18 protein-coding genes are annotated in these 21,345 nt (G+C 38.6%); 4 read left to right on the top strand and 14 right to left on the bottom strand.

What is annotated here, in order from left to right; translation table 11 throughout:
* The first annotated feature begins 71 nt into the window (after window positions 1-71).
* The 4 genes from AO058_RS10390 (at window position 72) to leuB (ending at window position 4,564) form a co-directional block, all read left to right on the top strand.
* On the top strand, window positions 72-1,244 hold the full coding sequence (locus tag AO058_RS10390; protein ID WP_075326437.1) for a 2-isopropylmalate synthase: 1,173 nt from the start codon (window positions 72-74) through the stop codon (window positions 1,242-1,244).
* Between the two features lie 46 nt (window positions 1,245-1,290).
* The gene (leuC, locus tag AO058_RS10385; protein WP_075326435.1) at window positions 1,291-2,673 is read left to right on the top strand and encodes a 3-isopropylmalate dehydratase large subunit; all 1,383 of its coding nucleotides are present in this window, start codon (window positions 1,291-1,293) and stop codon (window positions 2,671-2,673) included.
* Entirely contained in the window at window positions 2,674-3,288 is a 615-nt protein-coding gene (gene leuD / locus AO058_RS10380; RefSeq protein ID WP_075326433.1) for a 3-isopropylmalate dehydratase small subunit, read from the top strand.
* 160 nt (window positions 3,289-3,448) lie between these two features.
* Complete coding sequence (gene leuB, locus AO058_RS10375) at window positions 3,449-4,564, top strand: 3-isopropylmalate dehydrogenase (protein WP_075326432.1); 1,116 nt, start codon at window positions 3,449-3,451, stop codon at window positions 4,562-4,564.
* A gap of 178 nt (window positions 4,565-4,742) precedes the next feature.
* Here the strand turns inward: leuB and argH are convergent, their stop codons facing one another.
* From argH to ilvD, 14 genes are all read right to left on the bottom strand, one after another.
* A complete protein-coding gene (gene argH / locus AO058_RS10370; RefSeq protein ID WP_075326431.1) occupies window positions 4,743-6,020 on the bottom strand; it encodes an argininosuccinate lyase in 1,278 nt (425 codons plus the stop codon).
* A gap of 158 nt (window positions 6,021-6,178) precedes the next feature.
* Complete coding sequence (locus tag AO058_RS10365; RefSeq protein WP_075326430.1) at window positions 6,179-7,246, bottom strand: M20 family metallo-hydrolase; 1,068 nt, start codon at window positions 7,244-7,246, stop codon at window positions 6,179-6,181.
* Complete coding sequence (gene argB / locus AO058_RS10360; protein WP_075326429.1) at window positions 7,243-8,025, bottom strand: acetylglutamate kinase; 783 nt, start codon at window positions 8,023-8,025, stop codon at window positions 7,243-7,245. The genes AO058_RS10365 and argB overlap by 4 nt, the downstream gene beginning before the upstream one ends.
* A 46-nt stretch (window positions 8,026-8,071) precedes the next feature.
* On the bottom strand, window positions 8,072-9,046 hold the full coding sequence (locus AO058_RS10355; protein ID WP_075326427.1) for an N-acetylornithine carbamoyltransferase: 975 nt from the start codon (window positions 9,044-9,046) through the stop codon (window positions 8,072-8,074).
* 98 nt (window positions 9,047-9,144) lie between these two features.
* Complete coding sequence (locus AO058_RS10350) at window positions 9,145-10,272, bottom strand: aspartate aminotransferase family protein (RefSeq protein WP_075326425.1); 1,128 nt, start codon at window positions 10,270-10,272, stop codon at window positions 9,145-9,147.
* Window positions 10,273-10,274: 2 nt separating this feature from the next.
* Window positions 10,275-11,069 (bottom strand): pyrroline-5-carboxylate reductase, encoded by a 795-nt coding sequence (proC, locus tag AO058_RS10345; protein WP_075326423.1) that lies wholly within the window; start codon window positions 11,067-11,069, stop codon window positions 10,275-10,277.
* Window positions 11,070-11,199: 130 nt separating this feature from the next.
* Entirely contained in the window at window positions 11,200-12,162 is a 963-nt protein-coding gene (argC, locus tag AO058_RS10340; RefSeq protein WP_075326421.1) for an N-acetyl-gamma-glutamyl-phosphate reductase, read from the bottom strand.
* The gene (locus tag AO058_RS10335) at window positions 12,159-13,346 is read right to left on the bottom strand and encodes an argininosuccinate synthase (RefSeq protein WP_075326419.1); all 1,188 of its coding nucleotides are present in this window, start codon (window positions 13,344-13,346) and stop codon (window positions 12,159-12,161) included. Before AO058_RS10335 ends, argC begins: the two co-directional genes overlap by 4 nt.
* A gap of 107 nt (window positions 13,347-13,453) precedes the next feature.
* Window positions 13,454-14,089, bottom strand: a complete 636-nt coding sequence (locus AO058_RS10330; RefSeq protein ID WP_075326417.1) for a GNAT family N-acetyltransferase — start codon at window positions 14,087-14,089, stop codon at window positions 13,454-13,456.
* A gap of 336 nt (window positions 14,090-14,425) precedes the next feature.
* Window positions 14,426-15,700: a threonine ammonia-lyase IlvA gene (gene ilvA / locus AO058_RS10325; RefSeq protein WP_075326415.1), complete on the bottom strand. Its 1,275-nt coding sequence runs from the start codon at window positions 15,698-15,700 to the stop codon at window positions 14,426-14,428.
* Window position 15,701: 1 nt separating this feature from the next.
* Window positions 15,702-17,177, bottom strand: coding sequence for a ketol-acid reductoisomerase (gene ilvC, locus AO058_RS10320; RefSeq protein WP_075326413.1), 1,476 nt, complete (start codon window positions 17,175-17,177; stop codon window positions 15,702-15,704).
* 9 nt (window positions 17,178-17,186) lie between these two features.
* Window positions 17,187-17,717 carry an acetolactate synthase small subunit gene (gene ilvN / locus AO058_RS10315; protein ID WP_075326411.1) on the bottom strand — a complete coding sequence of 177 codons (531 nt, stop codon included), beginning with the start codon at window positions 17,715-17,717 and terminating at the stop codon, window positions 17,187-17,189.
* Window positions 17,717-19,450, bottom strand: a complete 1,734-nt coding sequence (gene ilvB, locus AO058_RS10310; RefSeq protein ID WP_075326409.1) for a biosynthetic-type acetolactate synthase large subunit — start codon at window positions 19,448-19,450, stop codon at window positions 17,717-17,719. The genes ilvN and ilvB overlap by 1 nt, the downstream gene beginning before the upstream one ends.
* An 11-nt stretch (window positions 19,451-19,461) precedes the next feature.
* Window positions 19,462-21,135, bottom strand: a complete 1,674-nt coding sequence (gene ilvD / locus AO058_RS10305) for a dihydroxy-acid dehydratase (RefSeq protein WP_075326407.1) — start codon at window positions 21,133-21,135, stop codon at window positions 19,462-19,464.
* Window positions 21,136-21,345: the final 210 nt, after the last annotated feature.

Here is a 21,345-nt window from a genome sequence, read left to right as displayed (position 1 = left end):
CTTATAGGCAAAGGTCTTGAGTGTATAGATTAACAATACTTTAGTTAAAGATAAAGTAAAAAAAATCTCTTATGAGCACAGAAAAGGTAGAAATTTTTGACACGACGTTACGAGACGGAGAGCAAGTTCCAGGTTGTAAATTAAATACGGCCCAAAAACTTAAAATTGCTGCGCGCCTTGATGAGCTGGGAGTAGATGTTATTGAAGCAGGTTTTCCTGTTTCGAGTCCCGGCGATTTTCAATCGGTTTACGAAATCTCTAAGCTGGCAAAGAATGCCGCCGTTTGTGGACTCACCCGTGCTGTTAAAAAAGATATCGAAGTTGCTGCTGAAGCTTTAAAATATGCTAAAAAACCGCGTATTCATACCGGTATTGGAACATCAGATTCACATATTAAATATAAATTCAACTCTACCAGAGAAGAAATTATTGTGCGTGGTGTAGCCGCGGTTAAACACGCAAAGAATTTTGTAGACGATGTTGAATTTTATGCTGAAGATGCCGGAAGAACAGATAATGAATTTCTTGCCCGCGTTTGTACCGAAATGATCAAAGCCGGAGCAACTGTTCTTAATATCCCTGATACTACCGGATATTGCCTTCCTGATGAATACGGAAGAAAAATAAAATATTTAAAAGACAATGTAAAGGACATCGATAAAGTTAGAATTTCCTGCCATTGCCACAACGATTTAGGCCTTGCTACTGCAAATGCTATTGCAGGTGTGCAAAATGGAGCACGCCAAATAGAGTGCACTATTAACGGGATTGGTGAGCGTGCGGGGAATACCGCTTTAGAAGAGGTCGTCATGATCTTAAGACAACACCCAACTTTAAATTTAAATACAAATATAGACCCCAAATTCCTTTTTGATACTAGTTGTATGGTTTCCCGTGAAATGGGAATGTTTGTACAGCCAAACAAAGCGATTGTAGGTGCAAATGCCTTTGCACATAGCTCTGGAATTCACCAGGACGGGGTAATTAAAAACCGTGAAACTTACGAAATTATAGATCCTGCAGAAGTTGGAGTTACTGAATCCGCAATTGTTCTTACCGCCAGAAGCGGAAGAGCAGCTTTAGCTTACAAAGCCAAGAAAATGGGCTACAATTTAACCAAGCTTCAGTTAGATGAGGTTTATGCAGAATTCCTGAATTATGCTGATGCCAGAAGATGCGTGGAAGACCATGATATTCACGAAATTATGGAAATTTCAGAAAGAAAAATAAGAGCAATAGCCTAATAATTCTGTATAAAGTTGAATATAAACCAGGATTGAATTTATAAAAATGAAGAAAACTTTATTCGATAAAATTTGGGATGCACACGTGGTAGAATCTATACCCGATGGTCCCGATATTTTGTATATCGATAAACATTTAATACACGAAGTTACGAGTCCACAGGCTTTTAACGAGCTGAAAGAAAGAGATATTTCGGTATTTCGTCCAGATCAAATTGTGGCTACGGCGGATCATAATACCCCTACTGAAAATCAGCATTTACCGGTTAAAGATCTCTTGTCCAGAAAACAACTTAAAGAATTAACCCAAAATTGCGAAGAAAATAATATTACGCTTTACGGCCTCGGACATCCCTATAACGGGATTGTTCACGTAATGGCTCCCGAACTCGGCATTACCCAACCGGGAATGACTATGGTTTGTGGGGATAGCCACACCTCTACTCACGGTGCTTTTGGTACTATTGCCTTCGGAATTGGCACCAGCCAGGTTTCCCAGGTTTTTGCCAGCCAGTGTGTTTTGGTTCAAAAACCTAAGAAATTACGTGTAAATGTAAACGGAAAACTCAAAAAAGGGGTTTTACCTAAAGATGTGATCCTTTATATAATAAGCAAACTTGGGACAAATTCTGGTACAGGATATTTTTGCGAATATGCCGGAAATGTATTCGAAGAAATGTCTATGGAAGGCCGAATGACGGTTTGTAATATGAGTATTGAAATGGGAGCACGAGGAGGATTAATAGCTCCGGATGAAACTACATTTGAATATGTAAAAGGAAAAGAATTTGCACCGGAAGGTGAAGATTTTCAAGCTGCCCAAGCTTATTGGGAAACTTTAAAAACCGATGAAGACGCTGAGTTTGACCAGGAATATTCATTTGATGCAGAAGATATTGAACCGATGATCACCTACGGTACAAATCCAGGGATGGGCATAAAAATCACAGGTGCAATCCCGATGGAAGGTGGAAAAAGCGATGCTAAAGCTTTGGCCTATATGGGCTTTAAACCTGGAGAATCTTTATTAGATAAACCTATAAATTGGATTTTTATTGGTAGCTGTACTAACTCTAGAATTGAAGATTTTAGACAGGCAGCAGCGTATATAAAAGGTAAACAAAAAGCTGGAAATGTAAACGCTTTAATTGTACCGGGTTCACGACAGGTAGCAGCTCAAATTGAAGCGGAAGGTTTACGAGAAGTATTTGAAAATGCAGGTTTCACATTACGACAACCGGGATGTTCGGCTTGTTTAGCAATGAATGATGATAAAATTCCCGCAGGCGAATACTGTGTATCTACCAGTAACCGGAATTTTGAAGGAAGACAGGGACAGGGTTCCAGAACTATATTAGCAAGTCCGTTAACTGCGGCTGCAACTGCAGTTTCAGGAAAATTAACCGACTTTACAAAACACTTAAATTAAATGGAAAAGTTTATCACATTAACCGATACAGCGGTTCCTTTAGAAGTAGAAAACGTAGATACCGACCAGATTATTCCTGCAAGGTTCCTAAAAGCAACCGATAAAGCGGGGTTTGGAGAAAACCTTTTTCGGGATTGGCGTTTTGATAAAAATGATGAACCTAATCCGGAGTTTGCTTTAAATAAGTCTGAATATAAAGGTTCAATTTTAGTCGCAGGGGATAATTTTGGGTGCGGTTCCAGCCGGGAACACGCCGCCTGGGCTCTTAAAGCTTACGGCTTCACCGTAGTAGTATCCAGCTATTTTGCCGATATTTTCAAAGGAAATGCACTCAATAACGGATTGCTTCCGGTTCAGGTAAGTCCGGTATTTTTGGACCAGCTTTTTGCTGAAATCACCAAAGATCCTTCCGTAGAAATTATGGTTGACCTGGAAGCCCAAAGGATTAGAATTCCGAAGAAAGATATTTCAGAAAATTTTGAAATAGATCCTTATAAAAAAACCTGTATGATCAATGGGTTTGACGATATAGATTTTCTGGTAAGTAAACTGGATGCAATAAAAGAATATGAACAAAAAAGAACACAAAAATTACAAGGGACCACAGCCTTGTAGATTTGAATATGAGTAGATATCTGGAATTAAGGTCATCCTGAACTTGTTTCAGGATCTAAATTGATTAAACATATTAGAAGCTGAAACAAGTTCAGCTTGACAAGAGTTATAATTCTTAGACGGTTTAGGATTAAAAATTAACCACACATAAAGAAGAAAAATGAAATTAAAAATAGCAGTCTTGCCCGGAGACGGGATAGGCCCCGAAATTACACAGCAATCAGTTAAAGTTTTAAAAGCTGTAGCAGATCGATTCGATCACCACTTTCAATTTGAAGACGCCTTGGTAGGTGCGGCAGCAATAGATTTGCTGGACAATCCGTTACCTGAAGCTACGCTGGAATTGTGCAAGAAATCTGATGCTGTGTTATTTGGGGCAATAGGACATCCAAAATACGACAATAATCCAGATGCAAAAGTTAGACCTGAGCAAGGACTCTTGCAACTAAGAAAAGGCCTGGGACTTTTTGCCAATATTAGACCGGTAAAAGCTTACGATAAACTTATAGAACAATCACCCTTAAAAGCTGACCGCATTGCAGGCGCCGATATGGTAATTTACCGAGAACTTACCGGCGGAATTTATTTTGGTGATAAATTTACAACAGAAGATGGCCAAAGCGCTACCGATGTTTGTACCTATTCGGTAGAAGAAATTTCCAGGATGGCTCACCTGGCTTTTAAAGCGGCTGAGAAACGTTCCAAAAAATTAACTCTGGTAGACAAAGCCAATGTATTGGAAACTTCAAGATTATGGCGAAAAACTGTAACTGCAATTGGTAAAGAATATCCTGAAGTAGAACTGGATTTTCTATTTGTAGACAATGCCGCAATGCAAATGATCCTGAACCCAACCCAGTTTGATGTTATCCTTACGGAAAATATGTTTGGTGATATCCTTTCAGATGAGGCCAGCGTAATTGGTGGTAGTATTGGGTTATTAGCATCAGCATCTGTAGGAAAAGAAAATGCGATGTTTGAACCTATTCATGGTTCCTATCCGCAGGCAACTGGAAAAGGTATTGCCAACCCGGTGGCTTCCATTTTATCGGCGGCGATGCTTTTAGAGCATTTCGGTTTGGTAGAAGAAGCTGAAGCAGTAAAAAAGGCTGTAGAACTTAGTATTAAACTAAATGTTTGCACCATAGACATTAACAAAGACAACCATTATACCACAGAAAAAGTGGGTGATTTCCTTGAGGGGCTTATTAGTGAAGTTGATAATATTAGTATCAACAACGAAAACCTGAACCTTGGGCAAATGACTATTATTTAAGATTATTTTTTCTTCATTTATGTTTTGAACCCTTCGCATTTCGTGTGGTTTTGCGGGGGGTTTTTTAGTGATACCCACTTTGCAGGAGTTTAATTAAGCTTCTGAAAAGTGCTGGTAGAACTATCCCGACTTCAGTCGGGATCTTATTAATCTATAATCACATAAAAATTCAAAACTCCTAAACCTCATCCTTTTTTCTCCTAATTTCGGCTAAAGCAAGATTATCCTTACTTCCTAAATGCGAATGCCTTTTACCTTCAGCAGCTTCATAAGTTCCTTCCTGAACCTGATCCCCAATTATTTGATAAGCCTCTCTAAATGATTTCCCCTGCATCACCAAATCGTTAATGCTATCTACTGTAAAGAGGTATTTATATTTTTCATCCTTAAAATTGATATCTTTCACCTTAATTAAAGCGATAGAGTGAATAAAAATATCAAGGATCTCTTTAATATTTTCAACTGCATAAATACTGTTTTCTTTAATTAATTGATAATCCCTGTGATAACCGCTCGGTAAATTATTGGTAATTAAAATCATCTCGTTGGCTATGCTCTGTAGTTTATTGCATTTACCCCTAATCAACTCGAAAACATCGGGATTCTTTTTATGAGGCATAATGCTGGAACCGGTGGTGAGTTCATCGGGGAAAGTGATAAAATCAAAATTCTGACTCATATACAAACAAATATCCATAGAAAAACGAGCCAACGTATTTGCTACAGACGAAATATTAGAAGTCACTGTTCGTTCGCATTTTCCTCGTCCCAATTGCGCTGCCACCACATTATATTTCAAGGTTGAAAAACCTAATTCTTTAGTGGTAAATTCACGGTCTATAGGAAAAGAAGATCCATAACCTGCAGCAGAACCTAACGGATTTTGATCTACAACTTTCAACCCAGCTTCCAGCAAATAAAGATCGTCGATAAGCAATTCGGCATAAGCCGAAAACCATAAACCAAAGCTTGATGGCATTGCTACCTGTAGATGAGTATATCCAGGGAGTAGTTTTTCCTGATGTTTCTCTGCAAGACCCAAAAGAACATCTATTAGTTGTTTGGTTTTACCTGAAATTTCCTTCAAATTTTCTTTAAAATACAATTGCATCGCCACCAAAATCTGGTCGTTTCTGGAGCGAGCGGTATGTATTTTTTTTCCGGTATCGCCTAAAGTTTGAGTAAGTTCAAATTCAATTTTAGAATGTACATCTTCAAAATCTTCTTCAATCTGAAAAGTTCCATTTTCAAGCTGCTGGTGAAGTTTTGCCAGTTCATCTTCAATATTTTTCACTTCTTCAGAAGTCAAAATATCCACTTTCCCAAGCATTCTAGCATGTGCTTTTGAAGCTTTTAAATCGTATTCAGCGATATGCATATCTAACTCCCGGTCGTTTCCAACCGTAAAGTTTTCAATCTTTTTATCTATAGCTAATCCTTTATCCCAGAGTTTCATAGTGTTTATTTTAAGCTGAAAATTAATTATAAACGTCATTCTGAATTTATTTCAGAATCTAAGTTGTTCTATACCCGCAACACATTAGAAGCTGAAACAATCCCGAAGCTTCGGGACAGCCTGACGCAAATATTTTCTATCAGTCTACTTATAGTTTTTTATATTTTTAAAGCTTTAGCAAGCAATTTTATATACTTTTCAATCCCTTCTTCAATTTCCTTTACATAAATAAATTCATCTGCCGAATGCGACCTGGTGGAATCTCCCGGACCTAATTTTAGGGAAGGACAATTTAGCATTGCCTGGTCGGAAAGTGTAGGTGAACCATAGGTTTCCATTCCCAAGGAAATTCCGGCTTTTATCAACTCGTGATCTGAAGGGATAGAAGAAGAATTCAATCGAAGCGAACGGGCTTTGATCTCATCTACCGGCGCATTTTCCTGCAAAATTTGCTCAATTTCAGTATTAGAATACGCATCATTCACCCGAACATCAATTACCATATCTACATGTCCTGGCACTACGTTATGCTGACTGCCGGCATTGATTTGTGTTACAGTAAGTTTTACTTTTCCCAATGCGTCCGAGTCCTTCGGAAAATCAAATTTCTCAAACCATTTTAAAACTTCTGCGGTTTTGTAGATCGCATTATTATCATTGGGATGTGCCGCGTGAGAAGGTGTTCCTTTTACCTTCGCATCAAAAACCACGAGGCCTTTTTCAGCAATTGCTAATTGCATTAAAGTAGGTTCTCCAACAATTGCCACATCAATTTTCGGCATTTTTGGTAGCATACAGGCAATCCCATTTTTCCCGTTTATTTCTTCTTCGGCAGTTCCCGCAAAAATCAGGTTATATTCCAGGTCTTTGAATTCATAAAACCAGGTAAAAGTTGCGAGTAAGGAAACCAGGCAACCTCCGGCATCATTACTACCCAATCCATATAATTTCCCGTCTTCAATTTCGGCTTTAAAAGGGTCCCGGGTATAAGCTGAATTTGGCTTTACGGTATCATGATGTGAATTTAGGAGCAAGCTAGGCTTGTCTGGATCAAAATATTTGTTGGTGGCCCAAACATTATTTAAATGCCGATAAAAGGTCATTTCTTTAGTTCGAAACCAGTCTTCCAACAAGTCGGCTGTTTTATTCTCTTCCTTTGAAAATGATTGTGTTTTAATAAGATTTTTTAGTAATTCTAAAGCATCCTTTTGTAATTCGAGCTTCATTGGTTACTGATTTTAGTATAAACAGATTCATTTTTTAATAGCCTGAAATCTCCCAGAAATATATTTTCTACACCACTTTCCAACGCCTGAAAACAATTATGTAGTTTTGGCAACATCCCGTCACTAATTACTTTTTCTTCCAGTAATTCCTGATATTTTTCCCTGTCGATTTTTTTAATTACCGAGTCATCATTTTCCGCATCGGCCAGGACGCCTTTCTTCTCAAAACAGAAATAAAGTTCTGTTATATAAATTGAACTCATCGCTTTGGCAATTTCTGCAGCAACAGAATCGCCATTAGTATTTAAAAGTAATCCTTCTGTGGTACAGGAAATTGCCGAAAAAACGGGGGTGATATTTTGTTCTAAAAGTGAAGTTATAAATTCTGAATTAACCTTCTCCACATCTCCTACAAAACCAAAATCGACTTCCTTCACCGGGCGTTTCTTGGAAACGATACTCATACCGTCTGCACCACTTAAACCTATGGCGTTGTTTTGAAGTGCCTGAAGTTTGGCCACAATATTTTTATTTATGAAACCTCCATAAACCATAGTGATCACCTTAATTGAATCGGCATCGGTGATTCTTCGTCCTTCGAACATTTGGGTTTTATAACCGAGCTTTCCTGCAATTTCGGTAGCGAGGTTTCCTCCACCGTGAACCAGGATTTTGGGATCATCTAAAGCAACAAAATCGTCCAAGAATGCTGAAAACTTAGTTTCATTTTCAATAAGCTTCCCTCCTATTTTTATAACTTTTAAAACTTCGTTTTTCATAATTCCTTAATTCCGTCAATTCAAGTTAGATCAAACTACGCAATGGTTAAGCATTTTTACCTAATTCGGTTTGCTTTACCTTCTCTTCTAAAATCCTTTTTAAAACAGCTTGTGCGGCAAAAGTTCTATTTCCCGCCTGTTGAATCACTACCGAGTTTTCTGAATCAAGAACCTCATCAGCAATCACCATATTTCTTCTTACCGGCAAACAATGCATCACTTTTGCATTATTGGTTTGCATTAATCTTTCCGCGGAAAAAGTCCAGGTTTTATCCTCGGTTAATTTTCTCCCATATGTTTCATAACTGCTCCAATTTTTCACATACACAAAATCGGCATCTTTTAAAGCTTCATCCTGGTTGTGAATTACAGGAGTATTTTTAGTAATTTCAGGATTCAAATCATAGCCTTCAGGATTCGTTATCACAAAATCAACATCCATTTTTTGCATAATTTCAGCAAAAGAATTGGGTACGCTTTGCGGTAAAGTTTTCGGATGCGGAGCCCAGCTAAGCACAACTTTAGGCCGATCTTTTTTATTTAATTCATATATGGTAATCGCATCTGTAAGTGCCTGTAATGGATGGCCCGTAGCACTTTCAAGATTCACCACGGGTACAGAAGCGTATTTTTTAAAACTATTTAAAACTGTTTCAGCTTCATCTTTTTCTTTGTTCTGTAAATCTGGAAACGCCCGTACCGCGATGATATCACAATACTGTGATAAAACCGCAGCCGCTTCTTTGATATGTTCAGCTTTATCTGAGTTCATAACCGCACCGTCTTCAAATTCCAGTTTCCAACTATCACTACCGGCATTCATTACCATCACTTCCATTCCCAATAATTTTGCCGCTTTTTCAGTACTTAAACGCGTACGTAAACTGGGATTAAAAAATAGCATTCCAAGGGTTTTTCCTTTCCCGATTTCCAAAGTAGGAGTGCCTCTCTTTAGTTCCAGCGCTTCAGTAATTAATTGCTGTAAATCTTCTATATCTGATAATTCTGTGTAATTCTTCATTTTATTTTCTTCTTTTAAAGCGATCTAAAAGTTTTCAATCTCGTCAAGCTGTCCCGGGCAGCTTGACGATTTTTTTAGAAAGCGCTTCTTGTGCTTTTTCAGTCTAAAACAATCTTCAAAGCTTTAAATAACTCATCAAAATGTTCTTTTTTAATATTTAAGGGTGGTAAGATCCGTAGTAGTTTTTTATTTGCAGAAGCACCGGTGAAAATTTGATGTTTAAACAAAAGCTCTTTTCTAATTTGTGCGATCTCAAAATCGAATTCCAGGCCAATCATTAACCCCCGGCCTTTGATTTTTTTAATCTGGGGAATTTCAGCCGCTTTTTCTTTTACATATTCAAATAATTCAGCCGCATTCTTCAATAAATTTTCTTTCTCAATAACTTCCAAAACCGATATTCCTGCGGCACAGGCTAGATGGTTTCCACCAAAAGTGGTTCCCAACATTCCCGATTTTGCTTCAATAGTATTATCTATCAAAACACCACCAATTGGGAAACCGTTCCCCATCCCTTTGGCAATAGAAATAATATCAGGACGAATATTATGTTTTTGAAAGGCGAAAAAATCCCCTGTTCTGCCGTAACCTGATTGTACCTCGTCTGCAATCAAAACTGAATTATATTCTTTACATAATTCAGCTGTTTTTTGATAAAATTCTGAAGAAGCCTCGTCCAGACCACCAACACCCTGGATCACTTCAAAAATAACCGCGGCAACATCGCCTTTTTTTAATTCAGCTTCTACAGCTTCAGAATCTTCAAAAGCTATTTTCGTAGCCTTATGATTTTGATTAAACGGAGCTTTAATATTTTCATTATCAGTAACTGCCACTACTCCGGAAGTTCTACCGTGAAAAGCATTTTCGAAATATATAATTCTGTCTTTTCCGGTGTGAAAAGAAGCAACTTTTAAAGCATTTTCATTTGCCTCAGCTCCCGAATTACACAAAAACAGGTTATAATCTTTTACGCCAGAAATTTTTTCCAGATTATCTGCAAGTTGCTCTTGTAATGGATTTTTAACCGAATTGGAATAAAAACCCAGTTTGCTTACTTGTTTGGAAATTGCATTTACATAAGCGGGGTGAGAATGGCCAATAGAAATTACTGCGTGACCACCATAAAGATCTAAATATTTATTTCCGTCTTTATCTAAAACATAGGTGCCCTCGCCTTTCACCGGCGTGATATCGTAAAGTGGATACACATCAAATAAGTCCATAGTTATTCGGTTGTAATTGTGTTTATTTTTTTAAATGAAGACTGGATTCCTTTTATTAAAGAAGAACTAAGGCCGTTATGCTCCATTTCGTTTAGTCCTTCAATGGTACAACCACGGGGTGTGGTCACCTTATCAATTTCTTCTTCGGGGTGTTTACCAGACTCTATAAGCAAGCTGGAAGCTCCCAAACAGGTTTGCATAGCCAGTTGCTGTGCATCCTTAGCATCAAAACCAAGTTGTACCGCTCCCTGGGTGGTAGCGCGTATAAGCCGCATCCAGAAAGCGATCCCGCTGGCACAAATTACCGTAGCGGCCTGCATTTTATTTTCGGCAATAATAATACTTGTTCCCAAACGATTAAAAATAGCCTCGGCAATAGCGATGCGTTTCTTCCCTTTTTCGTTACTGCAAAGACAGGTCATAGATTTCCCCACAGCAATAGCCGTGTTGGGCATTGAACGTACAACAAACTGTTCTTCCCCAACTATAGCTTCAATAGCCGCAATTTTAAATCCGGTAATCGTAGATATTAAGACGTGATTTTCATGCAGATCATCTTTAATTTCTTCCAGAATTCGCTGCATTTGCGTGGGTTGTACTGCAAAAATTAGGATATCGGAATTTTTAACTGCCTCACGATTATCACTGGTGACCTTAACTTTGGCATATTCCTCGTATTCCTGAATTTCTTCAGTTTTTCTTTTGGTAAGGTACAAGGTGGTAAACGCATTGTTTACAATAAGACCTTTCGCAATGGAAAGTCCCAGGTTTCCGGCTCCTATAATAGCTATTTTCATTTTTTTTGTTTTAGTAGGTTAGGCTTACCACGAATTCACTAAATATTTTTGTCAAACCTCACAGGTTTTAATTCCCGGTCCTAAGTGAATTAGATCCTGAAACAAGTTCAGGATGACGGCAATTTTATAATTAAAAATAACTCGCTTTTAATTTTAATCCTGAAGTCTCTTCAAAACCAAACATTAAGTTCATATTTTGAACTGCCTGCCCAGAAGCGCCTTTCAGTAAATTATCAATAATACTGGTAATCAAAATTTTATCGCCAAATTTCTGTATTTTCAGCAGACATTTATTAGTGTTTACCACTTGTTTTAAATGCAAATCTTCTTCAATAACAAACGTAAAAGCGGAATTCTTATAAGCTTCAGTATAGATTGCTTTCGCTTCCTCCAAACTGCCTTCAAATTTCGTGTAAGCCGTGGCGTGAATTCCTCTTGAAAAATTACCTCTATTCGGAATAAAATTAATTTCTGGGAGCTTATTATTCTGAAGTAGTTTTAGGCTCTGCCCTATTTCATTTAAATGCTGATGTTCAAAAGCTTTGTAACTGGAAAAATTATTGTCCCTCCAGGTAAAATGGGTAGTTGCAGAAAGTGAAGTTCCCGCTCCGGTTGCGCCGGTTACTGCATTTACATGCACTTCATCCTGCAACAATCCGGCTTTTGCAAGTGGCAAAATTGCTAAACTTATGGCCGTGGCAAAACAACCGGGATTAGCGATAAAACTTGCTTTTTTAATTTTTTCTTTATTGAATTCCGGCAGGCCGTAAATAAAAGAGTGTTCACCACTCATTCTATAATCGGTGCTTAAATCAACAATTCTAGTGTTTTCAGAAAACTGGTTTTCCGAAAGGAATTTCACCGAATTTCCGTGTCCAAGACATAGAAATACCACATCTACTTTTTTATTGATTTCTCCGCTGAACTGGAGATCGATTTCTCCCAGTAAATCCTGGTGTATTCCTGCTACAGGTTTCCCCGGTTGCGAGGTACTGTACACAAAATCCAGTTCAACTTCCGGGTGATTTATTAGTATTCTAATAAGTTCACCGGCCGTATACCCGGCACCACCAATTATTCCTGCTGTTATCATTTCTCTTCTTTTACGTGTTGGTATATCTTCCCAGCGTTTGATAGGATTTTTATAAATCCTTTGGCATCATTTGCTGTCCAGGCTTTATTTTCTTCACCATAATTTCCAAAACTGGAATTCATTAAATCGTTGTCAGATTTAATTCCGTCCAGTGTAAATCGGTATGGATGCAAGGTGACGAAAACTTCTCCGCTTACCTGCTGTTGTGAACTTTCTAAAAAAGCTTCCAAATCCCTCATTACGGGCTCCAAATACTGACCTTCGTGTAAATGTGTCCCGTACCAATTGGCCAAATAATCTTTATGCTGTAATTGCCATTTACTTAGCGTATGCTTTTCCAGTAAATGGTGAGCTTTAATAGTGATTAAGGCTGCGGAAGCTTCAAAACCAACCCTGCCTTTTATTCCTATAATCGTATCTCCAACATGAATATCTCTTCCAATCGCATATTTTGAGGCGATATCTTCCAGAATTTCGATATTCTTCTCAGGGGAATTTTCTTTTCCATTAACCGCGGAAAGTTCTCCTTTTTTAAAAGTTAAACTGATTTGTTTCGCTTCTTTTTCCTGAAGTTGGGAAGGATAAGCACTTTCAGGTAAAGGTTTTTCTGAAGTAAGCGTTTCTGCTCCACCAACACTCGTGCCCCAAAGACCTTTATTCACCGAATATTTTGACTTTTCCCAATTCATTTCCACGCCATTCTGTTTCAGGTATTCAATCTCTTCATGCCGGCTGAGTTGCTTATCTCTAATTGGGGTGATAATTTCAATTTCGGGAGCCATAATTTGAAAGATCATATCAAATCTTACCTGGTCGTTTCCTGCGCCCGTACTACCGTGCGCAATATATTTAGCATCAATACTTTTTGCGTAATTCACAATCTCTATGGCCTGTACAATTCGTTCTGCACTTACCGAAAGGGGATAGGTATTGTTCTTTAGCACATTTCCGAAAATTAAATATTTTACCACTTTTTGGTAAAATGAAGAAACTGCATCAATGTTTTTGTAGGTCTTAGCCCCAATTTTTTGTGCATTTTCTCCAATTTTCTTTACCTCTTCTTCTGAAAATCCGCCGGTATTTACACTCACGGCATGGACTTCAAAATTTTCTTCTTTAGATAAATATTTTGCGCAGTAAGAAGTGTCTAAACCTCCACTGTATGCTATTACTACTTTTTTCATTTGACTTATTTATTGTTACGTCATCCTGAACTTGTTTCAGGATCTAAGTAGTTTAGAAGCTGAAACAATCCCGAAGCTTCGGGACAGCTTGACGATAATTTTAATTTCTAATTTCCGTTTTTCTCTTTTTTATAAAACAAGGTCTGTTTTATATTTTTCAACCTTTTAAAAGCTTTATCATTCAAGCTTTCCTTTTTATCTCCTTTTTTTGCATCCTTCTTTCTTTCAGGATCATACATCATTCCTGTGCAAAGGCACATATTACGCTCGGTCCTGGTTAAGATATCGTAATTCTTACAGGTTTGACAGCCTTTCCAAAAGGCATCATCATCGGTAAGTTCAGAAAAGGTTACGGGTTGATATCCAAGCTCGTAATTTATTTTCATCACGGCCAAACCGGTAGTGATCCCGAAGATTTTAGCATTGGGATACATTTTCCTGGAATGGTTAAAAACCACTTCTTTAATATCTTTGGCCAATCCCTGGTTTCTGAAATCTGGGTGTACAATTAAGCCTGAGTTTGCCACATATCTTTCGTGGCTCCAGGTTTCGATATAGCAGAAACCGGCAAATTTTTCGCCGTCTAAGGCAATGACAGCATTACCCTTTTCCATTTTACCAATGATATATTCAGGGGTTCTGCGGGCAATACCCGTGCCTCTAACCTTCGCAGATTCTTCTATAGTTGTACAAATAATCTCAGCATATTGAGCGTGAGATTTATTAGCAATGACAATCTTCATTTGCTAAGAAATTAGTGAGAAAATAAATTTGATTTGTTCTTTTTGAAAGGGGAACCGGACTCACCTAAGTTCCATTAAATTATACACGCACCAAGGTGCGACGCGGGAAGCGGCGGCGTATAGGTGTAATCTCAGAAGTGATTCTGAAATTTAAATTGGACGGTATATTTTGTGGATCTTTCAAGTTATAATTAAAATCAAATAATATTAAAAAAAGAATAATGCGATTTACTTCTTACCTGCGGCGGCGCGGGAAGAAGCGAAAAACGGGAAATATTATTTGTCTCATTGAAAGCATAGTGTAAAAGTACATAATTATTTTAACCAACAAAATATTTATACCAAATATTGAAACAAATTAGGCTTATCGTTAAGATATTCCCCGTAAAAATTCTTCGCTTTCATCCTGGCTACCAGTGGCTCAAAATCGGCAGGATCGTTTAATTCTATCCCAACTACCGCCGGGGCATTTTCACGATGATGCTTTTTTGAATATTCAAAATGGGTGATATCGTCTTTAGGTCCTAAAACTTTTTCCAGAAAATCTTTTAAAGCTCCGGCTCGCTGCGGAAAACTAATCACAAAATAATGTTTAAGTCCCGCGTACAACAAAGCTCTTTCTTTGATCTCGGCAGTTCGGGTGATATCGTTATTGCTTCCGCTTACAATACACACCACGTTTTTTCCCTTTATTTCTTCAGCAAAAAAATCAAGGGCACTTATGGCCATCGCCCCGGCAGGTTCCACAACAATAGCATCCTGATTATAAAGATCCAGGATACTTTGGCAAATTTTCCCTTCAGGAACCGTGATCATTTTATCAAGATTTTGCTTACAAATTTCAAAATTTCGGCTCCCGACTTTCTGCACCGCGGCACCATCTACAAAACGCTCAATGGATTTTAATTCTACCAGTTTTCCTTCTTTTAAAGAGGAAGTCATAGAAGGTGCACCTTCCGGCTCTACCCCAATAATCTTAGTATTTGGCGAAAGTTCTTTGAACATTGATGACAATCCTGCTAAGAGTCCACCACCACCAAGGGGTGCAAAAACATAATCTATAGGTTCCTTAGCTTGCTCCAGGATTTCCAAACCAATAGTGGCCTGGCCTTCAATCACCTTTTCATCATCGAAAGGGTGAATAAAAACCAAACCAAATTTATCGGCATGTTTCATAGAACTTTTAAACGAATCGTCAAAAGTATCACCTTTTAAAACTACCTCAACCCACTCGCCACCAAACATTTTTGTCTGCTCTACTTTTTGTCTTGGGGTAGTAATTGGCATATAGATCACACCCTTAACCTGCAGTTTATTACAGGCAAAAGCTACACCCTGGGCGTGATTCCCTGCGCTGGCACAAATAACCCCTTTATCCAGTTGTTCTTGCGGCAGGCTCGAAATCTTATTATAAGCTCCCCGAATTTTATACGAACGTACCTGTTGCAAGTCTTCCCTTTTCAACATAACATTTGCTGAAAATTTCTTGCTATAGGTAAAAGATTGCATCAAAGGGGTTTTTACCACCACTTTAGAGATGCGCTCCGCCGCTTCTTTTACAGCTTCTAACTGAGGTTTATATATTTTTTTATCTGCCAGCAAAGTATCCATTTTATTCTTGTATTTTTTTCATTGCAGTCATCGCTTTTCTAAGCCTTCCACCTACTTTTTCAACCGGGTGTTGCCTAATTTCATCATTCACGGCTATTAACTGCTGATTATCTACTCCGGTATACTCAGTTCCAAAGGAATGACCAATAACCTCTTTTGGTAAGCCATTTACATAATCCTTAATAAGCGGTTTTGCTGAATGATCAAATAAATAACAACCGTATTCTGCCGTATCAGAAATAATCCTGTTCATCTCAAACAATTTCTTCCTGGCAATGGTATTCGCGATTAGCGGAGTTTCGTGTAAAGATTCATAATAAGCCGAATCTGCAACAATCCCGGCTTCTACCATAGTTTCAAAAGCCAGCTCTACACCAGATTTTACAAAGGCTACCAATAAAACACCTTTATCAAAATATTCCTGTTCTTTTATTTCTTCAGAAGTTGCTTCAGATTTTTCAAAAGCGGTTTCCCCGGTTGCTGCACGCCATTCTAATAATTCCTTATCATTATTTTCCCAGTCGAGCATCATTCGGCTACTAAATTCACCTGAAATAATATCGTCCATATGCTTTTGAAAAAGCGGACGCATTATTTGTTTTAATTCTTCGGAAATCTCATCGGCTTTGATCTTGGCAGGATTTGAAAGCCTGTCCATCATATTGGTAAGTCCACCATGCTTTAAAGCTTCAGTAATAGTTTCCCAACCATATTGAATTAGCTTTGAGGCGTAAGAAGGTTCTACGCCTTCAGCAACCATCTTATCAAAACTCAAAATAGAACCCGTTTGTAGCAATCCGCATAAAATGGTTTGTTCTCCCATTAAATCAGATTTTACTTCAGCCACAAAAGAAGACTCTAAAACCCCGGCTTTATCTCCACCGGTAGCAACGGCATAAGCTTTGGCGCATTCAAAACCAATTCCCTGAGGATCGTTCTCCGGATGTACCGCAATAAGTGTAGGCACTCCAAATCCTCTTTTGTATTCTTCTCTAACTTCACTTCCGGGGCATTTTGGCGCCACCATAATCACAGTAATATCTTCCCGAATCTTCATTCCTTCTTCTACGATATTAAAGCCGTGGGAATAAGAAAGCACCGCGTCTTTTTTAATATGCGGCTGAATGGCTTTTATAACCGAAGTATGTTGCTTATCTGGCGTTAGGTTAATTACCAGGTCGGCGGTAGGAATCAATTCTTCATAGGTTCCCACCTTAAAATTATTTTCTGAAGCATTTTTAAATGACTGTCGTTTTTCTTTAATAGCACCTTCACGAAGCGCATAAGAAATATCCAGGCCGCTGTCTCGCATATTCAAACCCTGGTTAAGGCCTTGAGCGCCGCAGCCCACAATCACTATCTTTTTTCCTTTTAAAGCAGCCACTCCGTCGCTGAATTCATCACTACCCATAAACCTACAGGTTCCTAATTGGGCTAATTGTTCACGTAAAGAAAGACTGTTAAAATAATTCGTCATCACTTTTATTTAATTGGTTGTATCAAATTGTTCTAAAATGTTCGAGATTGGCATTTCGTTCTTAGTTACGGCAATAGTGCCTGAACGTACAAACTGCATCAATCCATAAGGTTTTAATTTTTCGTAAAGGCTATCGGTTTCGTGGCGTTTTCCGGTTTTTTCAATTACAAAAAACTTTGGCGTAACCGTCACGATACGTGCATTAGATTCTTTTATAAAATCCTGGATATTAAGATCATCAACAAACTCGGCTGAATTTATTTTGTAAAGTGCAGTTTCCTGGTAGATCATTTCCTCATCGGTATGATAAAAAGCTTTAATTACTTCAATTTGCTTTTCTATTTGACCAACTATTTTCTTAACCTGATCTTCGGTAACCTGCACCACGATTATAAAGCGCATCACTCCGTTCACCTCACTTCTGGAGGCTGTAATACTCTCTATATTAATATGCCTTTTTTGAAAAATAGCAGCAATTCGGCTCAACAAACCTATGTTGTTTTCGGTATAAACCGAAACCGTAAAATTTTTCTTTTCCATTACTCTAATCTTATATCAGAAACTGAAGCCCCGGTAGGAACCATAGGGAAAACATTTTCTTCCTGTTCAACTTTTACCTCTAGGAAATAAGCCTCTTTAGATTGCATCATCTCCGTAACCGCTTCTTTTAAATTTTCTCTTTTACTAACCTGTTTGGCCTTAATATGATAACCTTTGGCAATTGTTATAAAATCGGGATTAATCATTTCGGTAGAAGCATATCGTTTCTCAAAAAACAATTGCTGCCACTGCCGCACCATTCCAAGAAAATCATTATTTAAAACCACAATTTTTACGGGAACTTTTGTCTGAAAAATAGTGCCTAATTCTTGGATAGTCATTTGATAACCACCATCTCCAATTACTGCAACCACATCGCGCTCTGGTGCGCCCATTTTTGCGCCAATTGCAGCCGGAAGCGCAAACCCCATTGTTCCAAGTCCACCGGAAGTTACATTGCTTCTGGTTTGGTTGAATTTTGAATAGCGACAGGCCACCATTTGATGCTGGCCAACATCTGAAACAATTACCGCGTTTCCTTGAGAGCATTTATTAATCTCATCAATAACCTCGGCCATTCCAATTTTTCCGCGTTCGGCATTTAGATCATTTTTAATAATTTTATCAAATTCAATTTTATAATGCTCCTTGAACTTTTGATGCCAGGCTTCGTGCTTATTTGGTTTTAAAAGTTCTAATAAAACTTTAAGCGTTTCGTTTACATTCCCTAAAACCGGAATATCAGCGTGTACGTTTTTGTTAATTTCAGCCGGATCTATTTCAAAATGGATCACTTTAGCTTGTTTGGCATATTTCTCCAAATTTCCGGTTACCCTGTCGTCAAAACGCATTCCTATAGCGATAAGCACATCACATTCATTTGTTAAAACATTAGGGCCGTAATTGCCATGCATTCCTACCATTCCCACATTAAGCGGATGATCGGTTGGCATAGCCGAAAGACCTAAAATAGTCCACGCCGCCGGAATACCCGACTTCTCTACTACTTTTTCGAATATTTCTTCAGCACCACCTAAGATCACACCCTGGCCAAAAACAATCATTGGTTTTTTAGCATTATTCATTGCTTCCGCGGCTCTTTCTACTTCCTTTAAATTAACTTCAGGCTTAGGTTTATAACTTCTAATGCCGGAACATTTTTTATACGAAAAATCAAGGGTAGCAAACTGCGCATCTTTGGTAATATCAATCAATACAGGCCCCGGTCTTCCAGAGCGGGCGATAAAAAATGCTTTTGCCAGAATTTCCGGAATTTCTTCTGCTTTTGTAATTTGATAATTCCACTTGGTAATAGGCGTAGAAATTCCAATAATATCGGTTTCCTGAAAAGCATCACTTCCCAGTAAATGCGAACCTACCTGCCCGGTGATACACACCATTGGCGTAGAATCTATTTGTGCATCGGCAATTCCTGTGACCAAATTCGTGGCTCCAGGACCAGACGTAGCCATCGCTACTCCTACTTTTCCACTTACTCTTGCATAACCCTGTGCCGCGTGTGTTGCGCCTTGTTCGTGGCGCGTGAGGACGTGGTGAATTTGGGTTTGGTATTTATACAATTCATCATAAACGGGCATAATTGCTCCGCCGGGATAGCCGTAAAGCGTATCCACCCCTTCCTCTAGCAAACATTTTATCACCGCCTCAGCTCCTGAAACCGTGGTTGCTTTTGGGGAAGCCGTTTTTTCGAAACTAGCTGTTTTAACTTCCATAATTCACCTTATTAAAATTCGTCGGTAACACAACCTTGTGAGGCCGAAGAAACCGTTCTTGCATATTTGTAAAGCACACCCTTATTAAATTTTAAAGCGGGTGCTTTCCAGTTTTCTTTTCTTTTCTCTATTTCTTCTGCTGAAAGCGCAACTTCAATTTTATTGGTTTCAGCGTTTATGGTAATTTGGTCTCCATCTTTCAAGAATGCCAGCAAACCACCTTCCTGGGCTTCCGGGGTAATGTGCCCGACGACAAAACCGTGGGTTCCCCCAGAAAATCTTCCGTCAGTAATTAAAGCCACATCTTTACCGAGTTTTGCACCCATTATTGCTGAAGTAGGTTTCAACATTTCCGGCATTCCAGGACCGCCTTTTGGCCCTTCATACCGAATGACGACGACATCCCCCTTTTTTACTTTTCCTTCTGAAATTCCATCGTTAGCATCATATTCACTATTAAAAACTTTAGCCGTTCCGGTAAATTGCAAACCTTCTTTTCCGGTAATTTTCGCTACCGATCCGCCTTCAGCTAGATTTCCGTAAAGAATTCTAATATGACCTGTTTTCTTGATCGGGTTATCTAAAGGTCTAAATACATCCTGACCTTCTTCCATATCTGGAACATCGGCAAGGTTTTCGGCAAGAGTTTTTCCAGTTACCGTCAAACAATCGCCGTGAAGCATATCGTTCTTCAACATATATTTTAGAACCGCTGGAATTCCGCCAATTCTATGCACATCTTCCATCGCATACTTTCCGCTTGGCTTTAGATCGGCTAAAAACGGAGTGCTATCACATATTTTTTCAAAATCTGTTAAACTAAAATCAACTTCGGCCGATTTCGCAATAGCCAAAAAGTGTAATACCGCATTGGTAGATCCACCTAGAACCGTAAGTAAACGAATCGCGTTTTCCAACGATTTACGATTCACAATATCACGAGGCTTAATATCTTTTTCAATTAGCAGGCGCACCGCTTTCCCGGCTTCCTCACTTTCAGTTTTCTTTTCTTCTCCTACCGCAGGGTTTGAGGAATTATAAGGCAGGGCCATTCCCAAAGCTTCAATTGCAGAAGCCATAGTGTTCGCGGTGTACATTCCGCCGCAGGCACCTGCACCAGGGCAGGCTTTCTCAATTATACTATCGTATTCCTCTTTGTCTATATCCCCGGCAGTTTTTGCTCCCCAGGCTTCAAAAGCAGAAACCACATCCAGTTTTTTACCATTATGACATCCTGAAGCAATTGTACCACCATACACTAAAATAGCAGGACGGTTAATTCGCAGCATTGCCATAAGCGCACCGGGCATATTTTTATCGCATCCTACCACGGTGATTAACGCATCATAAGACATCGCGTGGATTACCGTTTCCATAGAATCGGCAATAATATCACGGGATGGCAGCGAATAACGCATTCCCGGGGTTCCCATAGAAATCCCGTCGCTTACGCCAATAGTATTAAAAATTAAACCAACAAGTTCGTTTTCATTTGCACCTTTCTTAACCAATTTTGCCAAATCGTTAAGATGCATATTACACGGATTACCCTCGTAACCGGTACTGGCAATACCCACAAATGGTTTTTTAAAATCTTCTTTGGTTAGACCTATAGCGTGCAACATTGCCTGTGATGCCGGTTGCGAATCGCTTTGTGTTAAAACTTTACTGAATTTATTGTGCATTACTTATTCTTCTTCGTGTGATTTAAAGATTAAAAGTAAGCCGATAAGAATTCAACAGGTAATTTGCAGTATAGAAAGCACTACTTTCGGAATAAAAACAATTAACTTAAATAACTGTTTTACAGGGTTTTAATCGTGTTTTAATTACGATAGCTGAAAAGGTATTTTCAAGAAGAAAAATTACAGTAAGAAAAAGCCCGAAATTCGTTG

The sequence above is a fragment of the Salegentibacter sp. T436 genome (assembly GCF_001932675.1).
GTDB classification, from domain to species: Bacteria; Bacteroidota; Bacteroidia; order Flavobacteriales; family Flavobacteriaceae; genus Salegentibacter; species Salegentibacter agarivorans.
The sequence above is the reverse complement of the archived record's forward strand: the minus strand, read 5'-3'. Positions and strand labels throughout refer to the sequence as shown.